The sequence below is a fragment of the Micromonospora haikouensis genome (assembly GCF_000876225.1).
In the GTDB taxonomy this organism is placed as follows: Bacteria; Actinomycetota; Actinomycetes; order Mycobacteriales; family Micromonosporaceae; genus Micromonospora; species Micromonospora haikouensis.
This window is the reverse complement of the sequence record NZ_JXSX01000001.1, coordinates 2,496,665-2,518,317: the sequence shown is the minus strand read 5'-3', so window position 1 is coordinate 2,518,317 and position 21,653 is coordinate 2,496,665. Positions and strand designations below refer to the sequence as shown.

The following is a 21,653-nucleotide window of genomic DNA, read 5'->3' as shown; positions in this document are numbered from 1 at the left end:
GACGGGGGTCCGGCCCGCGAGGGTCTCCGTCAGGTCAGCGCGATCCGTTCCCGGCGCAGCAGCCAGCCGATCGGGGCCAGGGCTCCCTGCCGGCCGGTGTCCTTCGCGTTGATGCAGAAGTAGCGGACCTCGGCGAAGTCGCGTTCGGCGGTCAGCAGCAGGTTCTCCATCTGCCGGTCGACCAGCCAGCGGCGCACCGCAGCCGGGTCGTCGTGGCCCGGTTCGATGCCGACGCCGACCGGCAGCTTGGTCAACAGGTCGCCCTTGGTGAGCACGAACGCGATCCGCTGCCGCTCGGTGGCCACCCCGTAACGACGCAGCCGGTTGACCGTGCCGTTGTAGGAGTCCTCGGCATCATGCTGGGACGCGTTGGCCTGCCGCTCGATCTCCGGGAACGAGGACAGCTGCTCGCCGACCTCCGGGATGGCGAACGGGTCGAGGACGAAGACCAGCGTGCGGGCGAAGTCCAGGTATCCGTACCCGGCGTTGCGATTCGGGTCGGTCAGGTTCTCGCCCGCCGCGTCGAAGAGGTGCAGCAGCGCGTCCCGTCCCCGGTGCCGCAGGAGCAGGGTGGTGGCGAAGGGCACCCAGTCGGTGCTGGTCTTGTGCACTGCGGCGGTCCCGTCGACGATCTGGACGCTCTGCCGGTAGGTCCGCTCGCTGTCGCGGTCGGCCAGTTCGACCACGGTGTCCCGGGTGCCGGAGAGCGCGGTGAGCCCGACCAGGGCGCTCGTCAACAGTTGGGTCTTGCCCGAGGAGGTCGCGCCGAAGACCGGGATCCGGACGTCGGTGATCGCCGCCGCCCCCCGGTGCAGCGGATGGCCGCAGAGCTGGCACAGGGCCGTCAGCTGCTGGCTGGCCCGTCCCCGGGTGACCGGCAGCGCGGTGCCGCAGGCGCAGGTGCGCCGGAGCAGGCCGAGCCGGCCGGGTCGCAGCGCCCGGTGCAGGTTGCCGCCCTGCGGGTGCGTGCCGGGGCAGCGGTAGGCCGGCAGCCGGGAGACGTGGTAGCAGGCCGGGCAACTGGCGGCGGCGCGCAGCCGAAGCTGCCGGAGCCGCTCGTAGAGCCGCAGCAGCCCGGCGGTCACCACGCCGAGCAGCAGCATCACCATGGTGGCGAGGAGGTTGGCCGCCACGGCCAGCACGACCCCGAGCGTCATGCCGACCCCGATCCCGATCGCGCCGAAGATCGCGAAGAGGGGCCAGAGCATCAACAGCTTCTTGCGGTTGCTGACGTCGAGGCGTCGCCCGGTGAAGCGCATCAGCGGCAGCAGGTCCCGCACGACCCAGCGGACCGCCTCCCACTGGTCGATGAACACCTGGCCGACCCAGTAGCTGGGCCAGGCCGGGTCGACGGTGAGGTACGGCCTGCGCTGCCGACGCCGGGCGGAGCGGGCCGCCTCCCGGTCCGGGGTGAACAGCGGCACCGGGCGTCGTCCCGCGAGCAACATGATCGTGCGGATGATCGCCCAGCCGGCCCCGCCGGCCATCAGCACGGGCACGGCCACGGCGGTGAACTGGAACAGCGCGAGGAAGAGCAACGGGAGGCAGAAGAACAGGTAGACGCCGACCGCCGCGAGGACCAGCAGCCACTTGACGGTCTCCCCGTCGAGAAGCGGGCGGCGGTAGAAGGGGTCGTAGTAGTAGCCCATCGGTCACCCTTTCCGATGCCAGAGTCGGGACAGCAGGCCCGGTTTGCGGGCGTCGGCGACCAGCTGCTGCCACCAGGCGGTCAGCCGTTGGCGGCGCAGCCCCGTCACGAGTTCCTCGGCGGCGGCCACCGGTCGCTCCTCCGCCCTGCCCAGCCAGCGCCGGACGCCCTGGGCCAGCTGACGCCGGAGGTCGGGCTCCAGCTCCGGCGGCGCGCCGGGGTCGGCAGCCAGGGCGAAGGCGACCGCCACGTGCCACGGCTCCCCGGGCCGGCGGACCAGGGCGAGCAGGCGCTGCGCGTAGGCCGCCGTCAGTTCCGGCAGCGCCGTCAGGTGCTCCAGCACCCCGGCCGGGTGGCGGTTCACCAGCAGCGCGGAGAGCAGCTCGGTGTCGTGGGTGCGGACCACGGCGCGGGGCAACGCGGTCAGCCGGGACCGCAACCGCGCGTCGGCTCCCCGTGCCCGGGTCAGGGCGGCCGCCAGTTCCTCGACGGCCTGGTCGGCCTTCAGCAGCCCGGCCAGCTCCGGATCCGGCGGCAACAGCCGCTGGCGCAGCAGCCGCCGCCCCAGCGTCAGATCCTCGGTCGGCAGCCGGTGGGCGGTCAGCAGGCTCTCGCGCAGCCCGGCGACCGCCTCGGCCGGCAGCACGGTGCCCGGCGGCGCCTTCCGGGCCAGCAGCCCCAGCTCGTGCGGGTCCGCCGTCGCCCGTCGGAACAGGATCCGGGCCAGCCGTTCGACGGTCTCCGGCCGCCCCCGCTGCGCCGCGCCGACGAGGAAGTGGTCGACCAGCTCGTGCCGCTGCGCCACCGGCAGGTGCCGGACGGCGGCGGCCACCACCGCCTCGTCCAGTCGGCTGTCGATCGCCGTCAGCCCGGGCTCCAGCACCTGCCACCAGGCGTCGGCGATCGCGTCGGCCTGGTCCGGGTCGCGCTGCACCCGCTCGCGCAACACGTCGTTGCGGAGGTCGACCAGGGCCTCCCCGTCCGGCCAGCCGCCCGGGTCGTACCCGTGTTCGGGGTGCTCGGCCCAGTCGACGGCGAAGGCGTGGGCCGCCGGGCGAACGGCCGGCAGCGGCACCGCGAGGCGGCAGCGGCGGGCGGCGCGCAACAGCGCCTCGAAGGCCGCCGGCTCGGCCCGGCCCAGCTCCTCGGTCAGCAGTCGCTGCGCCGTGTGCTGGTGCGCGCCGGTCCAGATCCGCGGCGGCAGCGGGTCGAGCTGGGCGCTGGGCACCTGCCCGGTGTCGACGGCCCGGCGCAGCTCGGCGGCGATCAGGGCCTGCCGGACGGCGGCGACCCGGTCGGCGGCCCACAACGGGCTGCCCGGGTCGGCCCGGTTGCCGGTGTGGGCGATCTCGTCGAGCAGGGCCAGCGCCTCCGCCGGCCAGCGGGTCACCTCGGCGACGAGGGTGTCCAGCACCGGGCCGCCGTAGTCGCGTACCTGCCGGGTCGGGCCGCTGCGCAGCCAGCGGACCAGCGCTTCGGCCTCCTGCGGGGTCGGCGGCTGTCCCAGCACCGCCACGGCGGCCAGCGCGACGGCCTGCTCGGACGGCAGCCCGGAGTCGGCGGCGACCTCGACGGCGTCGACCACGTCGTACGGGTCCGCGGTGAGGAAGAGGTCGGCCCAGCGGCGGGCCGTCGGGGTCGCCTCGACCGGGGTACGGGTGTCGCGGATCAGGTCCACCACCACGAAGCCCTGGTCGTTGTCGACGGCGGGGTGGGGGGTCTCCCACTCCGGATGCACGGCGAGCACCGGTTGGTTGGCGTGCATCGGGCGGGTGGTGAAGACCTTGAAGCCGATCGTCAGCGCCACCCGCTGCGGCAGCAGCAGGGTGGCGGCCGTGATCCAGCCCAGCACCACCGCCGGGTCGGGGCAGACGAAGAGCACCCGGGCGGCGTCGGGTCGGTCGAGCCGGCTCAGCACGGTGACCAGGTCGGCGAGCAGGTCGCGCCCGCCGGGGGTGGCGCGGACCAGGTCCCGGACCCGGGCGGCGTCCAGCGGCCCCGGTTCCCAGTCGTCGCCGGGTGGCGGGCAGCTCGTGCTGGGGGCCGGCTGCCGGGTCCAGCAGGACGCGCCGAACAGCTGGGCGGGACGCACCGGCCCGTAGGCGTCCGGGTCGGTGGTGAGCAGGGCGTGGGTGAGCTGGTTACCCTCCCGGTTCCCGTTGGCCTCCCGGCCGAGATAGCACCCGGCCGCCGTGGCGTAGCGGCGGCCGTCGTGCACGTGGGACAGGGACAGCGGGTACCGGTCGGCGGGGCGGCGCTCCCCCATCCAGTTCGTCGGGGGCTCGTAGAGCAGGTTCCCCTCGACCAGGGCCATGTCCTGCTGGTCGGCCCCGGGGGAGCGGGCCTGGAACTGGAGTCCGGCGGTGCCCTGCAACCCCTGGCCGGGACGGCAGTCGGTGTAGACGAGGGCCTCGAAGCCGCTCTCCGGCGGCGGACGGTCGGGGGTCATCGACGCCTCGTTTCACGACGGACCACGCCGAAGCGGCTCAGCAGCCACAGCAGCGGCTCGGCCACCCGGAAGGGGCGCACCCCGCCCGGGTCCACCTTCTGGTTGGCGTAGTCCGGCGGGGCGCCCAGCGCCGAGACCACGAAGTAGCGGAAGTTGGTGTAGTTGGTGCTCAGGTGGCTGTCGATCTCGTCCCCGCCGAACTCGTGCAGCAGCGCCCGGACCTGTTCGTGGGTGTCCCGGCCGGCGGTCTCGTCGTAGTGGGCGGTGGACTCGTCGGGCACCTCGAAGAGCGGGTTGTCGCTGCCGAGCGCGTCGAAGAACGCGTCGATCTTGGCGAACGCCACCGCCACCGGGAGTCGGATCGGCTTGTCGCCGGGGATGCTCCGGCTCTCCCGCAGCGTGTCGGTCACATTACCGAGCACGGTTTTGGCCGATTCCCGCGTCCCTTCCTTGTCGTCGTCGGGCGTGACGATCCGGTCTGCCGCCTGCGGCAGGGTGAACGGGTCCAGGAGCACGATCAGCGCGTCGGCGGCGTCGAGGTACCTCAGGTCCCGGGACCGGCCCTGGCTGCTCAGGTCCTCGCCGGCAGTGTCGTAGAAGGAAAGGTAGGTGGTGCGGAAGCGCAGCCCGGTCAGGGTCCGCCGGCCGGCCTGCCGCCACTCGAAGACCAACGCCTCCTGCCGGCCGGCGCTGCCCGCCGAGGCGGTCTGCGCGAACAACTGCCCCCGCTGGTAGACCCGGTCGACGTTCCTCTCCAGCCACCGCAGCGGGGACTCGGCGCCGCCCTGGGCATCACCGGTGAACCGCACGTCGGCGTGGAAACGGCGGCGCAGCGTGGTGCGTAGCTCGTTGGCGAGCACGGTCAGGTACACCGTCTTGCCGGTGTTCTTCGCCCCGATCATGGCGATCAGCGGGCTACGGGACCGGTCGAAGCCGACCGGGAGCGGGGTGTGGCAGCGGGGGCAGACCCGGATGCCGGTCAGCGATCCGCACCCCGGGCAGCTGGCCTGGCGGGGGAAGACCGGCCGCACCCGGTGCCAGCCGGGTCGGAAGGAGGGGCGGACGATGCCCTTGAACCCGGTCCCGGTCTCCCGCGCCTCGTCCCGGGTGGCCGGGCAGCCGGGGCGGTTCACCGAGCCACGGCCGTTGCACTGGTACCAGAGTCGTTTGGCGGGGATCCGGTGGTAGCAGTAGGGGCAGGAGGTCTTCCGGCGCATCACGTCACACCTTCAACTGGTCGACCGGCGGATCCCGCAGGACCGCGCCGGAGGGGGGATCGACGAAACACCTGATCCAGTACGGCCGGGGCAGCTCCCCGGGCAGGTCGAACTCGAACCGCCGGGTCTGCCCGGCCCCGAACTCCACGTCGGAGACGCGCAGCAGCTCGCGGCCCTGGTCGGGCCGTACCGGCAGCACCGGCCCGGCCCGCGCCACCACGATCAGGTGCGCGACGGCGCAGTCCCGCTCGGCGGTGACCGCGAGCGCCCGGCGCGGGGAGAACCGGTTGCGCAGCCCCGCGAGCCGCTCGACGGTGTACGCGAGGCGGCCGGGGCGGCCCGGCACGTCGCACCAGACCGCCGGGGACCGGGCCCGGCCCGCCGGTCCGATCGCGATGCCGACCACGCCGACCCGCGCGGGCCGGTCGTCGGCGGTCAGCCGGCAACCCTTCTCGTGCAGGTAGCGGCTCCTGCTGACCTGGAACACCTCGTCCGGGCAGCCGTCGCGGGCGTGGGTCACCTCGGCGAGGCTCACCGTGTCCGGCCACACCCAGGAGATGTCCACCTGGTCGCCGGCGCGCTGCGCGCGCAGCCGCTCCACCGGCGCGGCCGTGCCCTGGGTGACCGGCCGCCCGACGATCGTCCCCTCGCCGCCGACGGCAAGCGGCAGGTAGACGTGGAAGCCCTGGGGCACGTCGGCCTCCAGCACGCGCCGGCCGTCGGCGTCGGCGGGAGCCCCGGTGACCTCGACGCCGTATCCGTCGAGCGCCGGCTCGTGGATCGTGGCACCGACCGGCCACGGCGGCGGAGTATCGGCCCGACGGATGCGGACCCGGACGCCGGGCTGGGGCAGCCAGGAGAGCCGGACCCGGACCCGGCTCCCCACCGCCCGGACCGGTTCGACGGTGAGCGACTCGACCGGGCGGGCCCGGGGCCGCGGTGCTGCGGTGACCACCACCATCGCCGAGGTGACCTGCCGGCCGGCCGGGTCCCGGTAGACCGCGACCAGGCTGTAGTGGTAGTCGTGCCCCTGCTGGACCGTGGTGTCGGTCAGCCCGGTCAGCTCGGCGCGCAGCGGCACGCCGTCGTCGGGGGAGCCGGGCCGTCGGGACTCGGTCCGGCGCACCCGCACCGCGACCGTCGCCGGGTGCGGACGCCAGGCGAGGGTGACCTCGTGCGGGGTCGCCAGCACGGTCACCTCCCCCACCGGCGGGGTGAGCAGAGCGGTCGCGGTCACCGCCCGGGACCAGGCACCCGACTCGCCCGCGGCGAAGACCGCGTAGCCGCAGTGGGCGCCGACCGGCGGCTCCGGGTCCGCCGCCGTCGGCTCGGTGGTCTCGGCGACCAGCGTTCCCGCCTGCGGGGTGGCGGGCGGATCCCCGTCGCCGCGGACCACCCGGTAGCGCAGGTCGGTGCGTTCGGTGGCCGGCCGCGCCCAGCTCAGCACCGTCGGCGCGCCGGGATGCACCCGCAGGTCCTGCGGTGGCGGGGGGCGCAGCCGGCGCAGCCGGGCGGCGAGGGCGGCGTCGTCGGCGGCGACGGCCAGCGCCTGCCGCAGGAGTTGCTCCGCCGCCTCCTCCCGGTCGGCGGCCAGCGCCTGGTCGACCTGGTCCAGCAGTTCGGCGACCCGCTGCTCGGCGGCGGCGATCTCCCGCCGCAGCGTCTCCCGGTCGGCGTGCTCGGCCGGTACGGCGGCCAGCCGCTGCGCGGCGGTGCGCAGCTCGCCCTGGCCGAGCAGCTCCCGTACCTGGTCGGCCGGGGTGGTCGTGGCGGAGACGGTGGCCGGCATGCTGAGCACCAGCAGCTCGGCGTCCTCCGGGGTCAGACCGAGATCGACGGCGGTGCGGACCAGCAGCCGGTCCGCCAGCCCGGCTGCCCGGCCCTGCCGCACCTGCTCGGCCACCTGGAACAGCGCGATGCCGGCCAGCGCGACGCCACGGTCGGCGGCGGTACGCAGCGCGACCAGCGCCGCCTTGCGGGCCCGCACCACGGGCGAGTCGGCGGCGGCGTTCTCGGCGGCGCTGCGCGCCCGCACCACCTCGGCGGTCAGCGTCAGTTCGGGTCGGCCGGGCACGGCGAAGCCGGTGCAGAGCCGGAACGGTTCCCGCAGGTCGGGGTGGAGCAGGTGCACGATGGTCGATGCCCCGGCGATGCCCAGGTTCTCGGTGAGGGTGCGGTAGGCGGTCCGCTCCATCCCGCTGTCGGCGGGCAGCTCCACCGGCTCGACCACGACCAGCTTGGCCTGGCGGACCGCCTGGTCGAGCTGGTCGTGGTCGAAGGTGGCCTGGTGGTGGGCGACGATGGCGGCGAGCTGCCCCGGGGTGACCCGGCCCGAGCCGCCGTAGGAATCGCGCAGGTCACGGACCAGCCCGTCGAGGGCGCCCCGGGCGCGCTGGCGGTACGCCGTCGCCTGCTGTTCCCACCAGGCCGGGTCGAGCATGGCGCTGCCGGCGGTGCGCTTGAGCTCCTCGTCGGCGGCGAGCAGCCGCTTGCACACCCCGGTCGCCGCCTGCGCGGCCGGCCCGCTGGCCTTCTGGTTCCAGTAGGTGCGCACCTTCCGCAGCCGCTGTTCGAGGGCCGCCCGGTCCATCCCGGGCTCGACGGCGTAGCGCACCCGGAGGTCACCGTCGGGCAGCCGGCCCCGACGCCCGCGCAACGGGCCGATCACCTCCCGGTCGTACCGGGCCGGGTCGAATTCCATCGGCTCAGGACCTCACCGAGATCGCCGACACCTTCGCCCGCAGTTGGGGGATCTCCTCCTCGGACAGGACGCTGACCCGGACGGCGATGGTCAGGTCCTTGCCGGAGGTGGGTTCGACGGCGTGCACGGTGAGCAGGCCGTTGTCGTCCACGGTCATGCTGATGTTGATCGGGGAGCCCTGCGGCAACGGCGGCAACCCGGTGATGGTGCCCGCGCCACGGTCGACCGCCTTGTTGGCGAACAGCTCGGCGCTCTCCACCGTGCCGGCCTGTTCGTAGACCTCGATCTTCAGTTCCTGCTGGTTGTCCACCACAGTGCCGCCCACCAGGGGGTGCGGCCCGGAGGGCAGCGGGTCGTCGGCGTGCACCAGGTGCGCGACGTAGGAGGCGGCCTCGGTGTCCTCCTCCCAGCCGGGCTTGTCGGTGTCGACCAGCTTCACCCCGAACGCCTTGGGCAGCACGGTGGTGATCCGCTTGTGGGAGACCGCCGCGATGGACTCGGCGCTGAGCCCGGTCAGGTTGGCCAGTTCGTTGACCCGCTCGGCCCGCTCCTCGGCGGTCGGGGCGGACTCGGCCGCCGGGTCGGCCGCCTGCCAGACCGCCCGGCTGAGCGCGTAGCGGGCCGCGCCCTTGGCCACCGCCAGGTCCGGGTCGTGCAGTTGCGGACGCCAGCCGTACGTCTCTGCGAGCCGGGCCGTCACGGCGGGCATCTTGGTCGAGCCACCGACCAGCAGCACCTCGTCGACGAGCTGCCGCGGATCGCCGCCGAGCTTGTCGCGGAGCTTGTCCAGCGTGCGGTCGGTGATGGCGATGGTGTTGTCCAGCAGGTCCCGGGTGATCTCCTCGAAGGTCTGCCGGGTGATGGTGATCATCGCGGAGGCGCCGGCGAAGCGCAGCGGGACGGTGCGCGAGGTGGCCTGGGAAAGCTGCCGCTTGACCTGCTCGGCGGTGAGGTAGAGGTCCTGCATGAACTGGGCGTCCTCGGCCGGTTCCTCGGCCGGCGCGGCCGCCGCGACGAACTCCTGGAGCAGGTGCTGGGCCAGGCGGTCGTCCCAGTCGGCGCCGCCGAGCTCCTGGTCGCCGTCGGTGCAGATCACTTCCACGGCGTCCGCGCCGACCCGGATCACGGTGGTGTCGAAGGTGCCGCCGCCCAGGTCGTAGACGAGCACGGTCCGCTCGGCGGCCCCGTCCATCAGGTCGTACTGCAACGCGGCGGCCACCGGTTCCGGCACGATGCCGAGGACGTCCAGCCCGGCCAGCACCCCGGCGTTGCGGGTGGCGTCGCGTTCCAGCATCCCGAAGTACGCCGGCACGGTGATCACCGCCTGCCTCACCTCGCGCTGGGTGTACTCCTGGGCGTACTCGGTGAGCCGGCGCAGGATCAACGCGGAGATCGACTCGGGGGTGTGCGTCTCGCCGAAGAACTCCCACTGCCGTTCCCGGCCCATCTGACGCTTGACCCGTTCGACGACGTGCTCGGGGTCGACCCGGGCCATGTTGCGCGCGTTCGCCCCGACCACCACGTTGTCGGCGCTCTCGAAGTAGACCACCGAGGGCATGGTGTCGCTCTCGGCGATGAGGTCCCGGATCACGGTCGGGCGGCCCGTCTCGTCGATGTAGGAGATCGCCGAGTAGGTGGTGCCCAGGTCAATGCCGAAGTAGGTGAGCTGCTCAGTCATCTCTGTCCCCTTGTCCTCGAAGCCGTCGTGCGGGGTGGTTCGCTGGTCGACATCAGTGCGCCGGGTCCGCCGGGCCGTCCGCCGCCGACGGCGTCGGGGTGCGCACCGGCATCGGGGTGGCGGACCGGCGGCACACGACGACCGAGGCGGGCAGCAGCACCCGGTCGGAGACGACGTCCCGGTAGCCGTCGGCGAGCGGCTCGGCCACCGTGCCGTCCCGTGCCGGGTCGTCCGTGCAGATCACCCGGGCCACCCGGTGAGATCCCGGTTCGAACGGGGTCCCGGCCGTCGCCCGCAGCACCTGGACGCCGGCGCGTTCCAGGGTCAGCTCGATGCTGTAGGCGAAGCTGCCGAGCAGTTCCGCCACGGTCGGCACCGTCACGGGGTCACTCAGGGTGGCCGCCTGCCGCAGCAGGTCGTTGCGGAGGCTCTGCAGGTCGGTGACGAGCGGCCGGGTCACCGACCGGTACTCGCCGGACCGTAGCCGCAGGTTCTCCTCGTGCAGCCGGTCGATGACCCGCTCCCGGGCCGCCGCCCGTTCGTTCTGTCGGGCGAGCTCGTGCTGGATCGCGGCGAGCGCCGCGCTGATCTCCCACAACCGGTCGGCGGTGGCCTCGGCCGGCCCCCCGCCGGGCCGTTCCTCCTGCACCGACCGGGTCTCCTCGTCGCCGTCGGCGGTCGGCCCACCGTCGGCCGGTCCGTCGGCCGGGTCGCTGCTGTCGTACAGGGCTTGCGTCATGGTCTCCCCATCCGTCTCGGAGGTCTCGTGTGCTGGGCTGGGCTGGCGGCGGGTCGTCGATCACACCGCCGTGGACCGACGGCCGGGTTCGGCCCGTCGGCGGCGGTAGGCGCGGCGGGTCGTCAGGGCGAGCCAGGTCGTCAGGAATGCGCCGGGCACCAGCACGGCGGCCCATGCCCAGCCCGTCGGGACAACGTCGGCGAGCCAGGCCAGCCCGGCCCACAGGACGGTGGCGACCAACGCGGCCAGGGCCAGGTGCTCGACGAGCGTGGTGCCGCCCCGGCGCGCCGAGGCCAGTCGGATGACGGCCAGGGGCAGATAGAAGGCGACCGCGCCGAGGCCGATGACCACCGCCGGTTGGACCCGGGTCGGCAGCGGCACCTGATAGCGCAGGGCCTGGATCGCGGTCAGCACCATCAGGACCGCGCCGACGAGTGCGGTCTGCGCCAGGGTGTAGCGCTCCCGCCGGGCGGCCTCCCAACGCCGCACGGATCGGTCGAGCAGCACGCCGACGCTGGTGGTGCGCGCCAGCGTCGCCCGCAGGTAGGTGAGGTCATCGTCGAGCTGCTGGTCGAACCAGGTGGTCAGCGCGTGGTCGTCGGCGAACGGGCCGTCCCGGTGCGCGCCGGCCGGTGACGGCACGAGCGTGGCCATGTTGGTGGCGGCGATCTGCACCGTGCGACGCAGGCCGCTCAGCTCGGCGACCGCGTCCAGCAGTCCCGCCTCGTCCGCGACCAGCCGGCCGAGCCGGCGGGCGTACCGGTCCCACTGCGCCGGGTCGGGCTGGTCCTCCTCGGCGGCCTCGTCCAGCAGCGGCAGCAGCCGGGCCAGCCGGGCGTCGACCTGGTGGGGCAACGACCGGGTCTGCCCGGCGGACCAGACCCGCAGCTCGTAGCGGGCCATCGCCGCGTACAGCAGGTACCGGGTCAGCGTCGCCGGTTCGGCCCGGCCGCTGCTCCAGACCCACTCGCTGAGCTGCTCATCGGCACCTTTCGGCGCGACGACCACGAGCCGACGCAGCCGGCGGTCGTCCGGCAGCCCCGACGCCTCCCAGACCACGAACCCGCCGGGCGTCACGGCCACCCCCGGCGACGGCCGGTCTGCCCCGGGCGGCAGCCGCCGGCCCGACGCGCCCTGCGCCGGCCCGGGCCGGTCGGGTCCGTCCAGTGCGGCGCGCAGCGACGCGTACGCCTGGGCGGTCGCGCTTGCGGAACCCCACCGGGAACGCCGGTGTCGGGCCAGGCGGAGCCGCACCTCGCCCAGCACCGCCGGGTGCTCCCCGCCCCGGGCGCGCGCCCAGTCGGCCTCCAGCGCCGGCCAGCTCGTCGCCTGTCCGGGGGCCAGCACGACCGACAGGCAGAGCATGTCGTGCCGGCGGTAGGCGAACATCTCATGGACGCCGCCGCCGTTGCGCCGGGCCGCCGCGACCGGGCCGTCCCGCGCAGGCAGGTCGTCGACATCGCCCGGCAGGTCGGTCGGCAGGCCGAGCGGGGTGGGCTCCACGATGGCCAGCAGCTCCCGGCAGCGCCGCCACACCTGGGCGAGATGGGCGTGACCGTGCGGGTGGTGCGGCCCGGTGAGCGGAACGAAGACGTGCGCCACCAGTTCGCGATCAGTCAGCGGTGCGGCGCGCATCCACCCGCCCCCCGTCGTCATTCCCCCGGCCGCGCCACTGGTCCGCCCGGTGGATGAGGATGGCGACCCGTTCGCGCAGCTGGTACGGTGCGGGCTGGCTCGGCTGGGTGCCCAACGGGGTGGCCCGCACGGCAAACGACGCTTCGATGAGGGCGGACTGCCGAGCGAGTTCGATCAGATCGCCGCAGGACAACGCCCGATCGGCAGCGATTACCAGCAACTCGATCCGCTGCCAACTGGCCATTGGCAGGAATTGCTCCAGCAGATCGGTCAGCACCCCCTGGAGTTCGCATAGAATGTGCTCCTCGTCGACCTCTCGACCCGCCACCACCACGCACCTTTCGGACCCGCCAAAACAGCCTTTCATCAGCAACATCAGCTGATCAGCGGCATCGCTTCCGCAACAAGTCCCGGAGTGCTGAATGTCGGCTTACCGACCGCTTCCGGTTTGCTTCCGGTGAACGTGTTCTCTACCGTGGTGGCCTGTCGAAAATGGCCGGGGAGGGCGCGGATGGCAGTTCGGGTGCGACTGTTCGGGCGCACGACCATCGAACTCGACGGCGTCGCCACGCCGCTTCCACCCACCACCGCGACCGTATTGATCCGGCTGTTGCTGGCGGCCGGCGAGCCGTTGACGGTCGACGAGTTGTTTCGCGATGTCTGGGCGCCCCGGAGCGGGCCGGTCGACAGACCGGGCAAGATTTTCGTCCAGAAACGGATCCTCGAACTACGGAAGCTCCTCGACCCGCTCCGCCCCGGCGAACGGTCCGAGATCCTGCGCACGGAGCGTGGCCGGACGTCGGCCTACCGCCTGGTCATCGACCCGGACCAGGTCGACGTCTTCCGGTTCCGCCGGCTCGTCCACGGCTCGCACCACGCCGACCCGGCGACCGCGATCGACACCCTCACCGACGCGCTCGCGCTCTGGTCCGGACGCCCGCTCTTCGACGCGGAGAGCTTCCCCTTCGCGCGGCGGACGATCGAGCAGCTCAGGGAGGCCAGGGAGGCCGCCGAACGAGCCCTGCTGCACGCCTACCGCGACGTCGGGATGTGGGACCGGGCGTTCGAGTTCGGGCAGGGCCTCCTGGCCGAGCGGCCCGACGACGCCGCGCTCGCCGAGCTGATGGACCGCATCCGGCGCGAGGCTCAGGCGCTGCCCCGCAACGTCGTCCAACGGGTCTTCACCTCGCCGCGCACCACCGTACGGATCCTGACCGGCGACCTGTTCGGGCAGGAGGACGCGCATCTCGTGGTCGGGTTCAGCGACACCTTCGACACCTCGACCACCGGCGACATCGTGATCAACAGCGACAGCGTGCAGGGGCAGTTGCTGCGACGCGAATACGGTGGCGACCGCGCCTGGCTGGATCGGGAGCTTCGGCGGGCGCTCGCCGACGCGCCGAAGGTGGACACGGAGACCCGGGCGGCCAAACGCCGGGGGAAGCTGATCCGCTATCCCGTCGGGACGGTGGCCGTGCTCCGTCAGCCCCGCCGACGGATCTTCGGCGTCGCGTACAGCCGGATGGGCAACGACCTTGTCGCCGAGTCCAGCCTCGCGGAGCTGCGGGTCAGCCTGGACCGGGTCTGGGACGCCGCCGAGCGGCACGGGCAGCTCGGCGTTCTCGCCATGCCACTGATCGGCTCGGGTCTGTCCCGGCTCCCACCGGTCGGCCGGGAGGAGCTAATCAAGATCATTCTACGGTCCTACGTCGACCGGTCCCGGCAACGGTTGTTCTGCCCGGAGTTACGGATCGTGCTCCGGCCGGCCGACGTCAGCCAGGTCGACATCCTCGACGTGGCGGCCTTCCTCCGCCAGCTGTGAGCCCGCGCCGGGCCGGGACGCCGGGCGTCGTCGCGCGCCCGCCCGGCACGGGCCCGCCGGCCGGACCGTGCCGGGCGGCCGCGGGTCACGACCGGGCGTGCCGGTGGTACGCCTCCAGCCCGGCGAAGCGCCCGGGGGCCAGCCAGTCCGATCCCGTGTCGTCCACCGCGCAGCCCGCCTGCCGCAGCCTGGAGGCGATCTTGCGCTGGCAGTCGGGGCTGTCGGTGAGCCGAATGAAGTTGAGCCCCCCGAGGTCGGCCACCGGCCGGGTCTCCCCCACCTGGATCACCAGGGTCCGATCCGGATAGGTCGCCAACGCCATGCCCAGTTCCAGCAGCACGTTGGGGCGGGCCTGCAGGCCGGGCTGGGCCTCGGCGCTGGTGTCGGCGGGCAGCCTCAGATCCGGATGAAGGCTCACCTGGTCCTCGGGGGTCAGCAACACGACGGCCGCCTGCGCGTGGGTGACCCCCCAGCCCACCACGTCCCGCAGGTAGGGTGCGGTGCTGCCGGTCGCGGTGACCAGCGGCTCCCACTCCATCGGACGCAGGTCCAGCGCGCGGAGAAAGTCGAACATCCGGTCGCGGACCTGGTGGTCGCGGCCGTGCACGACGAAGACGCGGCGGGCCACCTCGGGGTGGGTGGCGGGGCCGCGCCTCGTCGCGGGGCCGGCCTCCCGGCCGGCGTCGGCGTGCCGACCGAGCGCGCCGCTGCCCGCCGCCCCGGTTGCCGCGGCCGGGGAGACGGAGGCCGCGACGACCGGTGCCGTCGGCGGCCCGGCTCCGGCCTGCAGCCCGAGGCCGATCTCGCCGACCCGGCGCGCCCGCTCGGCGTCCACGGTCAGATAGGCGTCGTCGTCGGCGAGCTGCTCCGCGAACCACCCCGCCAGCGCGAGATCGTCGGCGAACGGGCCGTGCCCGTCGGCCCGTCCTGCGCCGAGCCCGGGCACCCTGGTCATGTTCGCCGTCGCCACCTCCACCGTCCGGCGCATCTGCCGGAGCGCGGTGCTGGTCAACACCGCCGCCAACTCCTCGGACCGGACCGCCGCCAGCTCGGAGCCGGCCAGCGGGCCGACCGACGCCGCGCCGCCCGCGGTCTCCGGGGCGCCCAGCACCCGCCGCAGCTCGCCGGCTGCGGCGGCCGCCCCGTCCGCCTGGCCATGCGGGTCACGGTCCCGCCGCCACACCCGGAGCTGATAGTGGATCTTGCCCGCGTGCAACAGATAGCGGGCCAGCGGCGGGAGCCACACCCCGCCGTCCGACCAGAGCCAGGCGCTGAGCGAGCCCTGGGCCCGCTCTCCCCCGACGATCAGGAAGCGCCGCCGGACGCGCCCGTCCTGCCTCGGTGTCGTCTCCCAGACCACCAGCCCATCGTCGACCGGCACACCGCTCGACGGCCAGCCGTCGTCCTCCTGCTCGGGGGGAAGGAACGGCGCCAACTGGCGGCCGAGCCGCTCGATGCCGGCCCCGTCCACCGGGACGGAGCCCGCGACGACCGCCACGCAGAGCACCGCCTCACCCAGCGCCGCCCCGGACCGGCCCGCGGTTGCCAGTTGCCAGCGCCGGTCCAGGTCGGCCCACCAGAGCGCCGGCTCACCCGCCGCCGGATCGACGACGACCCGCCCATCGGCGTCGACCACCCGCGGCGCCAGCGCCACCGACAGGTCGAGCACGTCGTGGCAACGCCGCAGGATCGCCTGATATCCGCTGTCGGGCCGTTCCTGCGCGGCGAGAGCGGCCTCCTCGGGCCCGCCCCGCCCGGCGGCCAGCACCTCGGGCAGGTGGGCCGGCAGGTTGGTGCCGTGGATCGGGCCGGTCATTCCGAAGGAGCGTCGGCAGGCGGCCCACAGCTCGCGCAACTCCTCGCCGGCGGCCTCGGCCTGTGGTCCGTCGGCCGGGAGGAAGCGGTGCACGACGAGCTGTTGCTCAACGACGGGATGGTCGGTCACCAGCGGCCCCTCCGGCGCGGCCGCCGGACGGCGGCGACAACTGGTGCACGAGACGATTGAGTCGATCACGTAACCGCGGCGGGACGGGTTGCGGCGTCGACGCGCCTATCCGCGTGATGCGCACTTCCCCGGCCACTTCCAGAGTGTCGATCACCCGACGCAGAGCGGCGTCGTCCCCGCCAGCGAGGGCCTTCTCCACGTCCTCGACCAGGCGGCCCACTTCCTGCCACTTCCCGTCGGTGAGCCGCCAACCCTGCGCTTCCCGCAGCATCGAGATCAAATCTCTGATCATTCGTGGGTCGAGGCGCGCGGCGGACGCCTCCCGCTCTGGGCGATCCATCACAGCCCGATCCTAGTTCCGCTCCGCTCAGTCCAAGAAGGGCAGTCCGGATCGGGACATCGGATCGATCGGCCCGGAGGAAACGCCGTTGGACCGGCGCTCGACGCACGCACCGGCGAACGGTTCGCGGGCACGGGACCGACCGACGTCGTCCGGCCCGCCGGGCGGGCGGCCCTCCCCCGAAGGCCGCCCGCCCCGTCACGCTATCGGCGGCTCCACTGCTGGTTGGTCTGGCCGGTGCACGTCCACAGCACGAGCTTCGTGCCGTTGGCGGTGCCCAGGTTGTACGGGTCCAGACAGAGGCCGGACTGCACACCGGTGATGGTGCCGTTGGAGTTGACGTTCCACTGCTGGTTCGCCCCGCCGTGGCAGTCGTAGATCGTGACCAGGGTGCCCGGCGAGGTGCCGTAGCCGGCCGCGTCGAGACACTTGTTGCCATAGACGGTCAGCGCCTTGCCGGACGTGTACGTCCACTGCTGGTTGGCGCCGCCGTGGCAGTCCCACAACTGCACCTGGGTGCCGTTGGTGGTGGTGGAGCCGGGGACGTCGACGCACCGCCCGGACAGGGTGCCGACGAGGGCGGTGCCCTGGCCGGTGCCGGTGCCCGGGTCACCGATGCTGCCCGGCACCGACTGCAGTGCGGCGTACCAGCGGGCGGCCATCTTGTCGTAGCCGCCTGCGGTGGGGTGGACACCGTCGATCAGGTCGGCGGTGGTGAGGGCGCTCTGCATGTCGACCAGGCGCACCCGCTTGCCGGCGTTCACCTTGCTCTGCACGATGCCGGGGATCGCCGCGTTGAAGGTACGCGCAGCCGCCGCCTGGTTGCTGTTGGACAGCGTGATGATCTGCGCGACGAACACCTCGGCCGTGGGCACCGTGTTGGTGATCTTGTCGATCAGGCTGGAAAGCCGGTTCGGCGCGGTGCTCACGTTGTAGTTCTGCAGGATGTCGTTGGTGCCGATGTGCAGCAGGACGCTCTTCGGCCGCTGGGTGTTCAGCCAGCCGACGATGTTCGCGTCGATCTGGTCGATGCGCCAGCCGGGATGCCCCTGGTGGTCGTGGTCACCGAGGCTGGCCGGCCCGTTGAACTGCGACCCGACGAAGTCGACCGTGTAGCGGCCGGCGGCGAGGCGCTGCCACAGGCCGATGCGGTAGCCGCCCGGCACCTGGGTGCCCTCGGTGATGGAGTCGCCCAGCGGCATCACGCGCACCCCGCCGTTGGACTCGGCGCTGGCCGGGCCGGCCGGCGCCGCCAGCACTCCGGCGACCGCCACCCCGAACGCGGCGAGCGCCGCGAGCCACCTTGCCCTCGTTCGCATGGATTCCTCTCCCTGGATCAATCTCTGTCGTCGGTCACGGGCTGGTGCACGTCGCCGTCACGGACCGGTGCACGTCGCCGTCACGGGCTGGTGCAGGTCGGCGTCGGCACGGGTGGCGTGCCGGAGCCGAGGAAGCCGAAGGTCGTCGAGCCGGCGGCGGCGAGCGACCCGTTGTAGGAGACGTTGCGCACGGTCGCGGTCGAGCCGCTGGTGCTCAGGGTGCCGTTCCAGACCTGGCTGATGCTCTGCCCGCCGCTGAGGTCCAGGCGGACGGTCCACCCGCTGATGGCGGCGCTGCCGGCGGTCACGGTGACCTCGCCCTGGAAGCCGCCGGACCACGAGCCGACGGTGCGGTAGGTCGCCGTGCAGGCGGCGCCCGAGGGCGGCGGGGTGGTCGTCGGCGGCGGCGGGGTGCTCGTCGGCGGGCCCGTGGGCGGCGGCGTGCTGGTGGGCGGGGTGGTGGGCGGCGACGTCGGCCCGCCCGGCGGCACCAGCGGGCAGGTGGAGTTGTAGCGCGAGACGCCGGTGCTGTCCGCCAGCGGGCAGAGGAACTGGGTGTACCGCGTGTCGTTGTCCAGGAAGATCTTGAGCCAGGGGATCAGGATCCGCATCTCGGTGGGGTTCGGCCGGGTGAAGGAGAGGTGGTCGTTGCCGGCCAGCTCCGCCCAGGCGTGCTCCACCGAGGCCGGCAGCGTGTTGTAGATGCCCTGCACGTACGACGGCGTGACCGTGCCGTCGTTCTGCCCCGAGATGAGCATGGTGGGCACCTGGGTGGTGGACATGTTCAGGCTGTTGCCGGGTGCACCGGGCGCGAGGCCGACGGCGGTCTTCAGCGACGGCCGGCGCAGCGCGGCGAGGAGGGTTCCGGCCCCGCCCGCGGAGTGGCCCATGACGCTGAGCCGGTTGGGGTCGACGCGGTCCCGCACCGGGCTGGACCGGGTGAGATAGTCCAGCCCCGCGAGCAGCTGGGTGGCGCGGGCGTCGGCCCCGTCGGTGCGGCTGTTGGTCTCGATGCCGAGCACCACGAACCCGAAGGACGCCAGCCAGGGTCCCATCCAGGCTTCCTCGTTGGCGAACAGCGCGGAGTAGCCGGGGACGATCGCCACCGCGCCCCAGGTGCCCAGGCTGGTGTCGGTCGGGTAGTAGACGTACCCGCCGTTGAAGCCGTTGCCCGGCGGCACGGTCGCCTGCGTCGTGGCGAACGGGCCCCGGCTGGCGGCCACGCTGGCCAGGGTCGGGTCCGGGCCCCGCTGGTACGGGTTGTCGGCGGCCGCCGCGGGCGGTGTGGTCATCGCCATCGTCAGGCCGAGGACCGCCGCGAGCCCGACCGCGAGCCAGGTGACGATGCCCGACCGGGGCAGGGAACGCGCACGGGCCCCGCGCCCCTGCGGCGAGGGCGTGTCTGTCGGCAGCTTCACCGGCTCCTCCTTCGATCAGGCAAGGCCCGCACGCGAGCTCGCGATGTTATCGCTCACATTACGTCCGTGATTCATGTCGGTCAATTAATCCGCACGGTTTCGGCCGCTCGGGACCGTGCCGTCAGCGCGACGACGGCTCCGGGCGGGTCGCGCGCAGCGACGCCAGCAGCCGCAGCCGGTCCGCGTCGGCGCTGCCCGGCTCGGCGGTGAAGACCAGCAGGACCGGGCCGGGGTTGCCCGGCAGCGGGTACGTGTCCCAGTCCAGGACGATGTCGCCGACCTCCGGCACACGGAAGGTCTTGGTGCCGCTGACCGACTCGCGCACGTCGTGCCGGGCCCACAGCCGGCGGAACTCGGCGCTGCGGATGCTCAGCTCGCCGACGACCGCGGTGGCACGCGGGTGGGTGGGGTCGGCGGCGACGGCGACGCGCATCATGCCGATGTAGTCGAGGGCCTGGCGCTCCCAGTCCGGGCAGCTCCGTTGCCCGGTCAGCGCGTCGTCGAACATCAGCAGCAGCATGTTGAGCCGCTCGGGCGGATAGCCGTCCGGGTCGCCGAGCAGCGCCTGGGCCATCGGGTTCCAGGCGAGCAGGTCGAGGTGCCGGCCGAGCACCACCGCCGGGGTGTCCAGCACCCGCAGCAGCCGCCGGGTGCCCTCCGGCACCCGCTCCGGGCCGTGGTCGACGCGGGCGGGCACCGGCCGGCGGGCGGCGCGGGCCAGCGTGAACAGGTGCCGGCGTTCCCGCTCGTCGAGGCCGAGCGCACCGGCGATCGCGGCCAGCACGTCGTCGGACGGGCGCACCTCCCGGCCCTGCTCCATCCGCTGGTAGTAGTCGGTGCTCAGCCCCGCCAGCAGGGCCACCTCCTCGCGGCGCAGCCCGGTCACCTTGCGCCGTCCGCCCGGCTCCAGGCCGACGTCGCGCGGGCGCAGCCGGCCCCGCCGGGCGCGCAGGAAGTCGCCCAGCTCACGCGCGTACGGATGGCTCATGCCGCCAGTGTGGCGCGGCCCGGACCGCCGACGGTAGGTCCGGCGAACCTAGGCAACCGGGAACGCCGGAGCCGCGCCGCGCCGCGCCTAGCGTCTGCCGCACCGACGCTTCAAGGAGCCGCAGATGACCGCATGGACCGCCGACCACATTCCCGACCAGCGCGGCCGGGTCGCCGTCGTGACCGGCGCGAACTCGGGCCTCGGCCTGGTCACCGCCACCGAGCTGGCCCGCCACGGCGCGCGCGTCGTGCTCGCCGTCCGCGACACCGCCGCCGGCCGGGAGGCCGCCCGCCGCATCGGCGGCGAGACCGAGGTACGCGAGCTGGACCTGGCCTCCCTCGCCTCCGTACGCGCCTTCGCGGCGAAGCTGGTCGCCGACCACCCGCGCATCGACCTGCTGGTCAACAACGCCGGTGCGGTGCTGCTCGGCCCCCGCCGCACCTCCGCCGACGGTTTCGAGCTGCACCTCGCCACCAACCTGCTGGGGCACTTCGCGCTGACCGGCCTGCTGCTGGAGAGCCTGGCGGCGGCGCGGCAGGCCCGGGTGGTCAGCCTCAGCTCGCTCACCCACCGCACCGCGCGCCTCGACTTCGCCGACCTGATGTACGAGCGCAACTACCGGGGGTCCGCCGCCTACGGCCGGTCCAAGCTCGCCGCCACGGTCTTCGGCGTGGAGCTGGACCGCCGGCTGCGCGCCGCCGGGTCGCCGGTCGTCAGCGTGCTGGCGCATCCCGGGCTCACCCGCACCAACCTGACCCCGCGCGCCTGGGCCCACCGGGGCCGGGCCGGGCGGGCGGTCGCGTGGCTCGGCCTGCTGACCACCCAGTCGGTGCAGCAGGGCGCGCTGCCGCAGTTGCACGCGGCGACGGCACCCGGCGTGCGGGGCGGCCAGTTCTTCGGGCCGGCCCGGCTGTGGGAGACGTGGGGGCCGGTCGCCGAGGCCCGGCTCGGTCGCGGGGCCGCCGACCCGGCGACCGGGAAGCGGCTCTGGGCGGCGGCCGAGGAGCTGACCGGCGTCAGCTACCCGGGTCGGTGATGCCGTCCAGGATGGCGGCCAGGTTGCGGTGGAAGGTCTCCTCGGCGTCGAGGTGCGCCCCGTCGACGACGAGCCGGGCGACGGTGGGATAGCGGCCGGTGGCGAGCATCCGGGTCAGGTAGGGCCCGTGGGCTGCCTGCCAGGCGGACACGTCGGTGCCGGTGGAACGGGCGGTGCGGCGCTCGGTGATCTCCCGGCGGAGCGCCCCGACGAGGAACGCGTTGAGGACGCCCAGGGCCCGCTGGAGATCGTCGACGCCGCGCACGCCGGGGGCCTGGCTGAGCGCCGCCGCGTTCGCCTCGCCCACGGCGAGCGCGTGCGGGCCCAGGTGCGGTCGCGCGCCGAGCAGGTCGACGAACCACTCGTGCTCCAGGGCGGCGGCGCGGGTCCGGTGGGCGACAGCCAGCACCGTGTCGCGCCACCCGGGGTGGTGGCCGAACTCGGCGATCTGGGAATACACGGTGTCGACCATCAGGTCGAGCAGCTCGGATCTGTTGATCACATAGTCGTAGAGGCGCATCGGGCCGACACCGAGTTCCTTGGCGATCTTGCGCACCGACAGCCCGTCCAGGCCGTCCGCGTCGGCGATCCGGATGGCCGCGTCGGCGATCTTCGCGCGGCTCAGCGCCACCGAGGCCGCCCGGGGTTGAGGCTCGGGCCGTTCCCAAACGGGCAACGGCACGCTACCGTACGGTGTATCCATAAGATACAGCGTACG

Annotated in this window: 16 protein-coding genes; 2 read left to right on the top strand and 14 right to left on the bottom strand. The window is 73.7% G+C overall.

Annotation, left to right across the window (positions count from 1 at the left end; translation table 11 throughout):
* Nucleotides 1-29 precede the first annotated feature (29 nt).
* The 8 genes from TK50_RS11055 to TK50_RS11020 are packed head-to-tail and all read right to left on the bottom strand — an operon-like array spanning nucleotide 30 to nucleotide 12,443.
* Complete coding sequence (locus tag TK50_RS11055) at nucleotides 30-1,649, bottom strand: TRAFAC clade GTPase domain-containing protein (protein WP_043962654.1); 1,620 nt, start codon at nucleotides 1,647-1,649, stop codon at nucleotides 30-32.
* A gap of 3 nt (nucleotides 1,650-1,652) precedes the next feature.
* Nucleotides 1,653-4,097: a GTPase-associated protein 1-related protein gene (locus TK50_RS32115; RefSeq protein ID WP_052503686.1), complete on the bottom strand. Its 2,445-nt coding sequence runs from the start codon at nucleotides 4,095-4,097 to the stop codon at nucleotides 1,653-1,655.
* Nucleotides 4,094-5,314 carry a hypothetical protein gene (locus tag TK50_RS11045; RefSeq protein ID WP_043964285.1) on the bottom strand — a complete coding sequence of 407 codons (1,221 nt, stop codon included), beginning with the start codon at nucleotides 5,312-5,314 and terminating at the stop codon, nucleotides 4,094-4,096. The genes TK50_RS32115 and TK50_RS11045 overlap by 4 nt, the downstream gene beginning before the upstream one ends.
* Before the next feature lie 4 nt (nucleotides 5,315-5,318).
* Nucleotides 5,319-8,015, bottom strand: coding sequence for a SaeA-related protein (locus TK50_RS11040; protein ID WP_043962653.1), 2,697 nt, complete (start codon nucleotides 8,013-8,015; stop codon nucleotides 5,319-5,321).
* Nucleotides 8,016-8,019: 4 nt separating this feature from the next.
* Nucleotides 8,020-9,693: an Hsp70 family protein gene (locus tag TK50_RS11035; protein WP_043962652.1), complete on the bottom strand. Its 1,674-nt coding sequence runs from the start codon at nucleotides 9,691-9,693 to the stop codon at nucleotides 8,020-8,022.
* A 52-nt stretch (nucleotides 9,694-9,745) separates the two neighbouring features.
* The gene (grpE, locus tag TK50_RS11030) at nucleotides 9,746-10,432 is read right to left on the bottom strand and encodes a nucleotide exchange factor GrpE (protein ID WP_052503685.1); all 687 of its coding nucleotides are present in this window, start codon (nucleotides 10,430-10,432) and stop codon (nucleotides 9,746-9,748) included.
* 60 nt (nucleotides 10,433-10,492) lie between these two features.
* Nucleotides 10,493-12,067: a CATRA conflict system CASPASE/TPR repeat-associated protein gene (locus tag TK50_RS11025; protein ID WP_043962651.1), complete on the bottom strand. Its 1,575-nt coding sequence runs from the start codon at nucleotides 12,065-12,067 to the stop codon at nucleotides 10,493-10,495.
* The gene (locus tag TK50_RS11020; RefSeq protein ID WP_043962650.1) at nucleotides 12,045-12,443 is read right to left on the bottom strand and encodes a CATRA system-associated protein; all 399 of its coding nucleotides are present in this window, start codon (nucleotides 12,441-12,443) and stop codon (nucleotides 12,045-12,047) included. The genes TK50_RS11025 and TK50_RS11020 overlap by 23 nt, the downstream gene beginning before the upstream one ends.
* A gap of 135 nt (nucleotides 12,444-12,578) precedes the next feature.
* Here TK50_RS11020 and TK50_RS11015 point away from each other — a divergent pair, with 135 nt between their 5' ends.
* Complete coding sequence (locus tag TK50_RS11015) at nucleotides 12,579-13,889, top strand: AfsR/SARP family transcriptional regulator (RefSeq protein WP_043962649.1); 1,311 nt, start codon at nucleotides 12,579-12,581, stop codon at nucleotides 13,887-13,889.
* Between the two features lie 85 nt (nucleotides 13,890-13,974).
* Here the strand turns inward: TK50_RS11015 and TK50_RS32110 are convergent, their stop codons facing one another.
* The 5 genes from TK50_RS32110 to TK50_RS10995 form a co-directional block, all read right to left on the bottom strand.
* On the bottom strand, nucleotides 13,975-15,834 hold the full coding sequence (locus TK50_RS32110) for a CATRA conflict system CASPASE/TPR repeat-associated protein (RefSeq protein ID WP_052503684.1): 1,860 nt from the start codon (nucleotides 15,832-15,834) through the stop codon (nucleotides 13,975-13,977).
* The gene (locus TK50_RS33640) at nucleotides 15,812-16,174 is read right to left on the bottom strand and encodes a CATRA system-associated protein (protein WP_144420210.1); all 363 of its coding nucleotides are present in this window, start codon (nucleotides 16,172-16,174) and stop codon (nucleotides 15,812-15,814) included. The genes TK50_RS32110 and TK50_RS33640 overlap by 23 nt, the downstream gene beginning before the upstream one ends.
* Nucleotides 16,175-16,377: 203 nt before the next feature.
* Nucleotides 16,378-17,493 (bottom strand): ricin-type beta-trefoil lectin domain protein, encoded by a 1,116-nt coding sequence (locus TK50_RS11005; RefSeq protein ID WP_043962648.1) that lies wholly within the window; start codon nucleotides 17,491-17,493, stop codon nucleotides 16,378-16,380.
* An 80-nt stretch (nucleotides 17,494-17,573) separates the two neighbouring features.
* A complete protein-coding gene (locus TK50_RS11000; RefSeq protein ID WP_043964279.1) occupies nucleotides 17,574-18,854 on the bottom strand; it encodes a poly(ethylene terephthalate) hydrolase family protein in 1,281 nt (426 codons plus the stop codon).
* A 178-nt stretch (nucleotides 18,855-19,032) separates the two neighbouring features.
* Entirely contained in the window at nucleotides 19,033-19,899 is an 867-nt protein-coding gene (locus TK50_RS10995; protein ID WP_043962647.1) for a helix-turn-helix transcriptional regulator, read from the bottom strand.
* A gap of 124 nt (nucleotides 19,900-20,023) precedes the next feature.
* Here TK50_RS10995 and TK50_RS10990 point away from each other — a divergent pair, with 124 nt between their 5' ends.
* On the top strand, nucleotides 20,024-20,935 hold the full coding sequence (locus tag TK50_RS10990; protein ID WP_043962646.1) for an oxidoreductase: 912 nt from the start codon (nucleotides 20,024-20,026) through the stop codon (nucleotides 20,933-20,935).
* Here the strand turns inward: TK50_RS10990 and TK50_RS10985 are convergent.
* Nucleotides 20,916-21,617 carry a TetR/AcrR family transcriptional regulator C-terminal domain-containing protein gene (locus tag TK50_RS10985; RefSeq protein WP_241773970.1) on the bottom strand — a complete coding sequence of 234 codons (702 nt, stop codon included), beginning with the start codon at nucleotides 21,615-21,617 and terminating at the stop codon, nucleotides 20,916-20,918. The genes TK50_RS10990 and TK50_RS10985 overlap by 20 nt on opposite strands.
* Nucleotides 21,618-21,653: the final 36 nt, after the last annotated feature.

Coding starts and splice junctions, on each gene's coding strand:
- TK50_RS10995 (WP_043962647.1), bottom strand. CDS start 19,899: ATGAGCCATCCGTACGCGCGTGAGCTGGGCGACTTCCTGCGCGCCCGG.
- TK50_RS11005 (WP_043962648.1), bottom strand. CDS start 17,493: ATGCGAACGAGGGCAAGGTGGCTCGCGGCGCTCGCCGCGTTCGGGGTG.
- TK50_RS11055 (WP_043962654.1), bottom strand. CDS start 1,649: ATGGGCTACTACTACGACCCCTTCTACCGCCGCCCGCTTCTCGACGGG.
- TK50_RS11045 (WP_043964285.1), bottom strand. CDS start 5,314: ATGCGCCGGAAGACCTCCTGCCCCTACTGCTACCACCGGATCCCCGCC.
- TK50_RS10990 (WP_043962646.1), top strand. CDS start 20,024: ATGACCGCATGGACCGCCGACCACATTCCCGACCAGCGCGGCCGGGTC.
- TK50_RS11025 (WP_043962651.1), bottom strand. CDS start 12,067: ATGCGCGCCGCACCGCTGACTGATCGCGAACTGGTGGCGCACGTCTTC.
- TK50_RS33640 (WP_144420210.1), bottom strand. CDS start 16,174: ATGGATCGCCCAGAGCGGGAGGCGTCCGCCGCGCGCCTCGACCCACGA.
- TK50_RS11035 (WP_043962652.1), bottom strand. CDS start 9,693: ATGACTGAGCAGCTCACCTACTTCGGCATTGACCTGGGCACCACCTAC.
- TK50_RS11040 (WP_043962653.1), bottom strand. CDS start 8,015: ATGGAATTCGACCCGGCCCGGTACGACCGGGAGGTGATCGGCCCGTTG.
- TK50_RS11015 (WP_043962649.1), top strand. CDS start 12,579: ATGGCAGTTCGGGTGCGACTGTTCGGGCGCACGACCATCGAACTCGAC.
- grpE (WP_052503685.1), bottom strand. CDS start 10,432: ATGACGCAAGCCCTGTACGACAGCAGCGACCCGGCCGACGGACCGGCC.
- TK50_RS32115 (WP_052503686.1), bottom strand. CDS start 4,097: ATGACCCCCGACCGTCCGCCGCCGGAGAGCGGCTTCGAGGCCCTCGTC.
- TK50_RS11020 (WP_043962650.1), bottom strand. CDS start 12,443: ATGTTGCTGATGAAAGGCTGTTTTGGCGGGTCCGAAAGGTGCGTGGTG.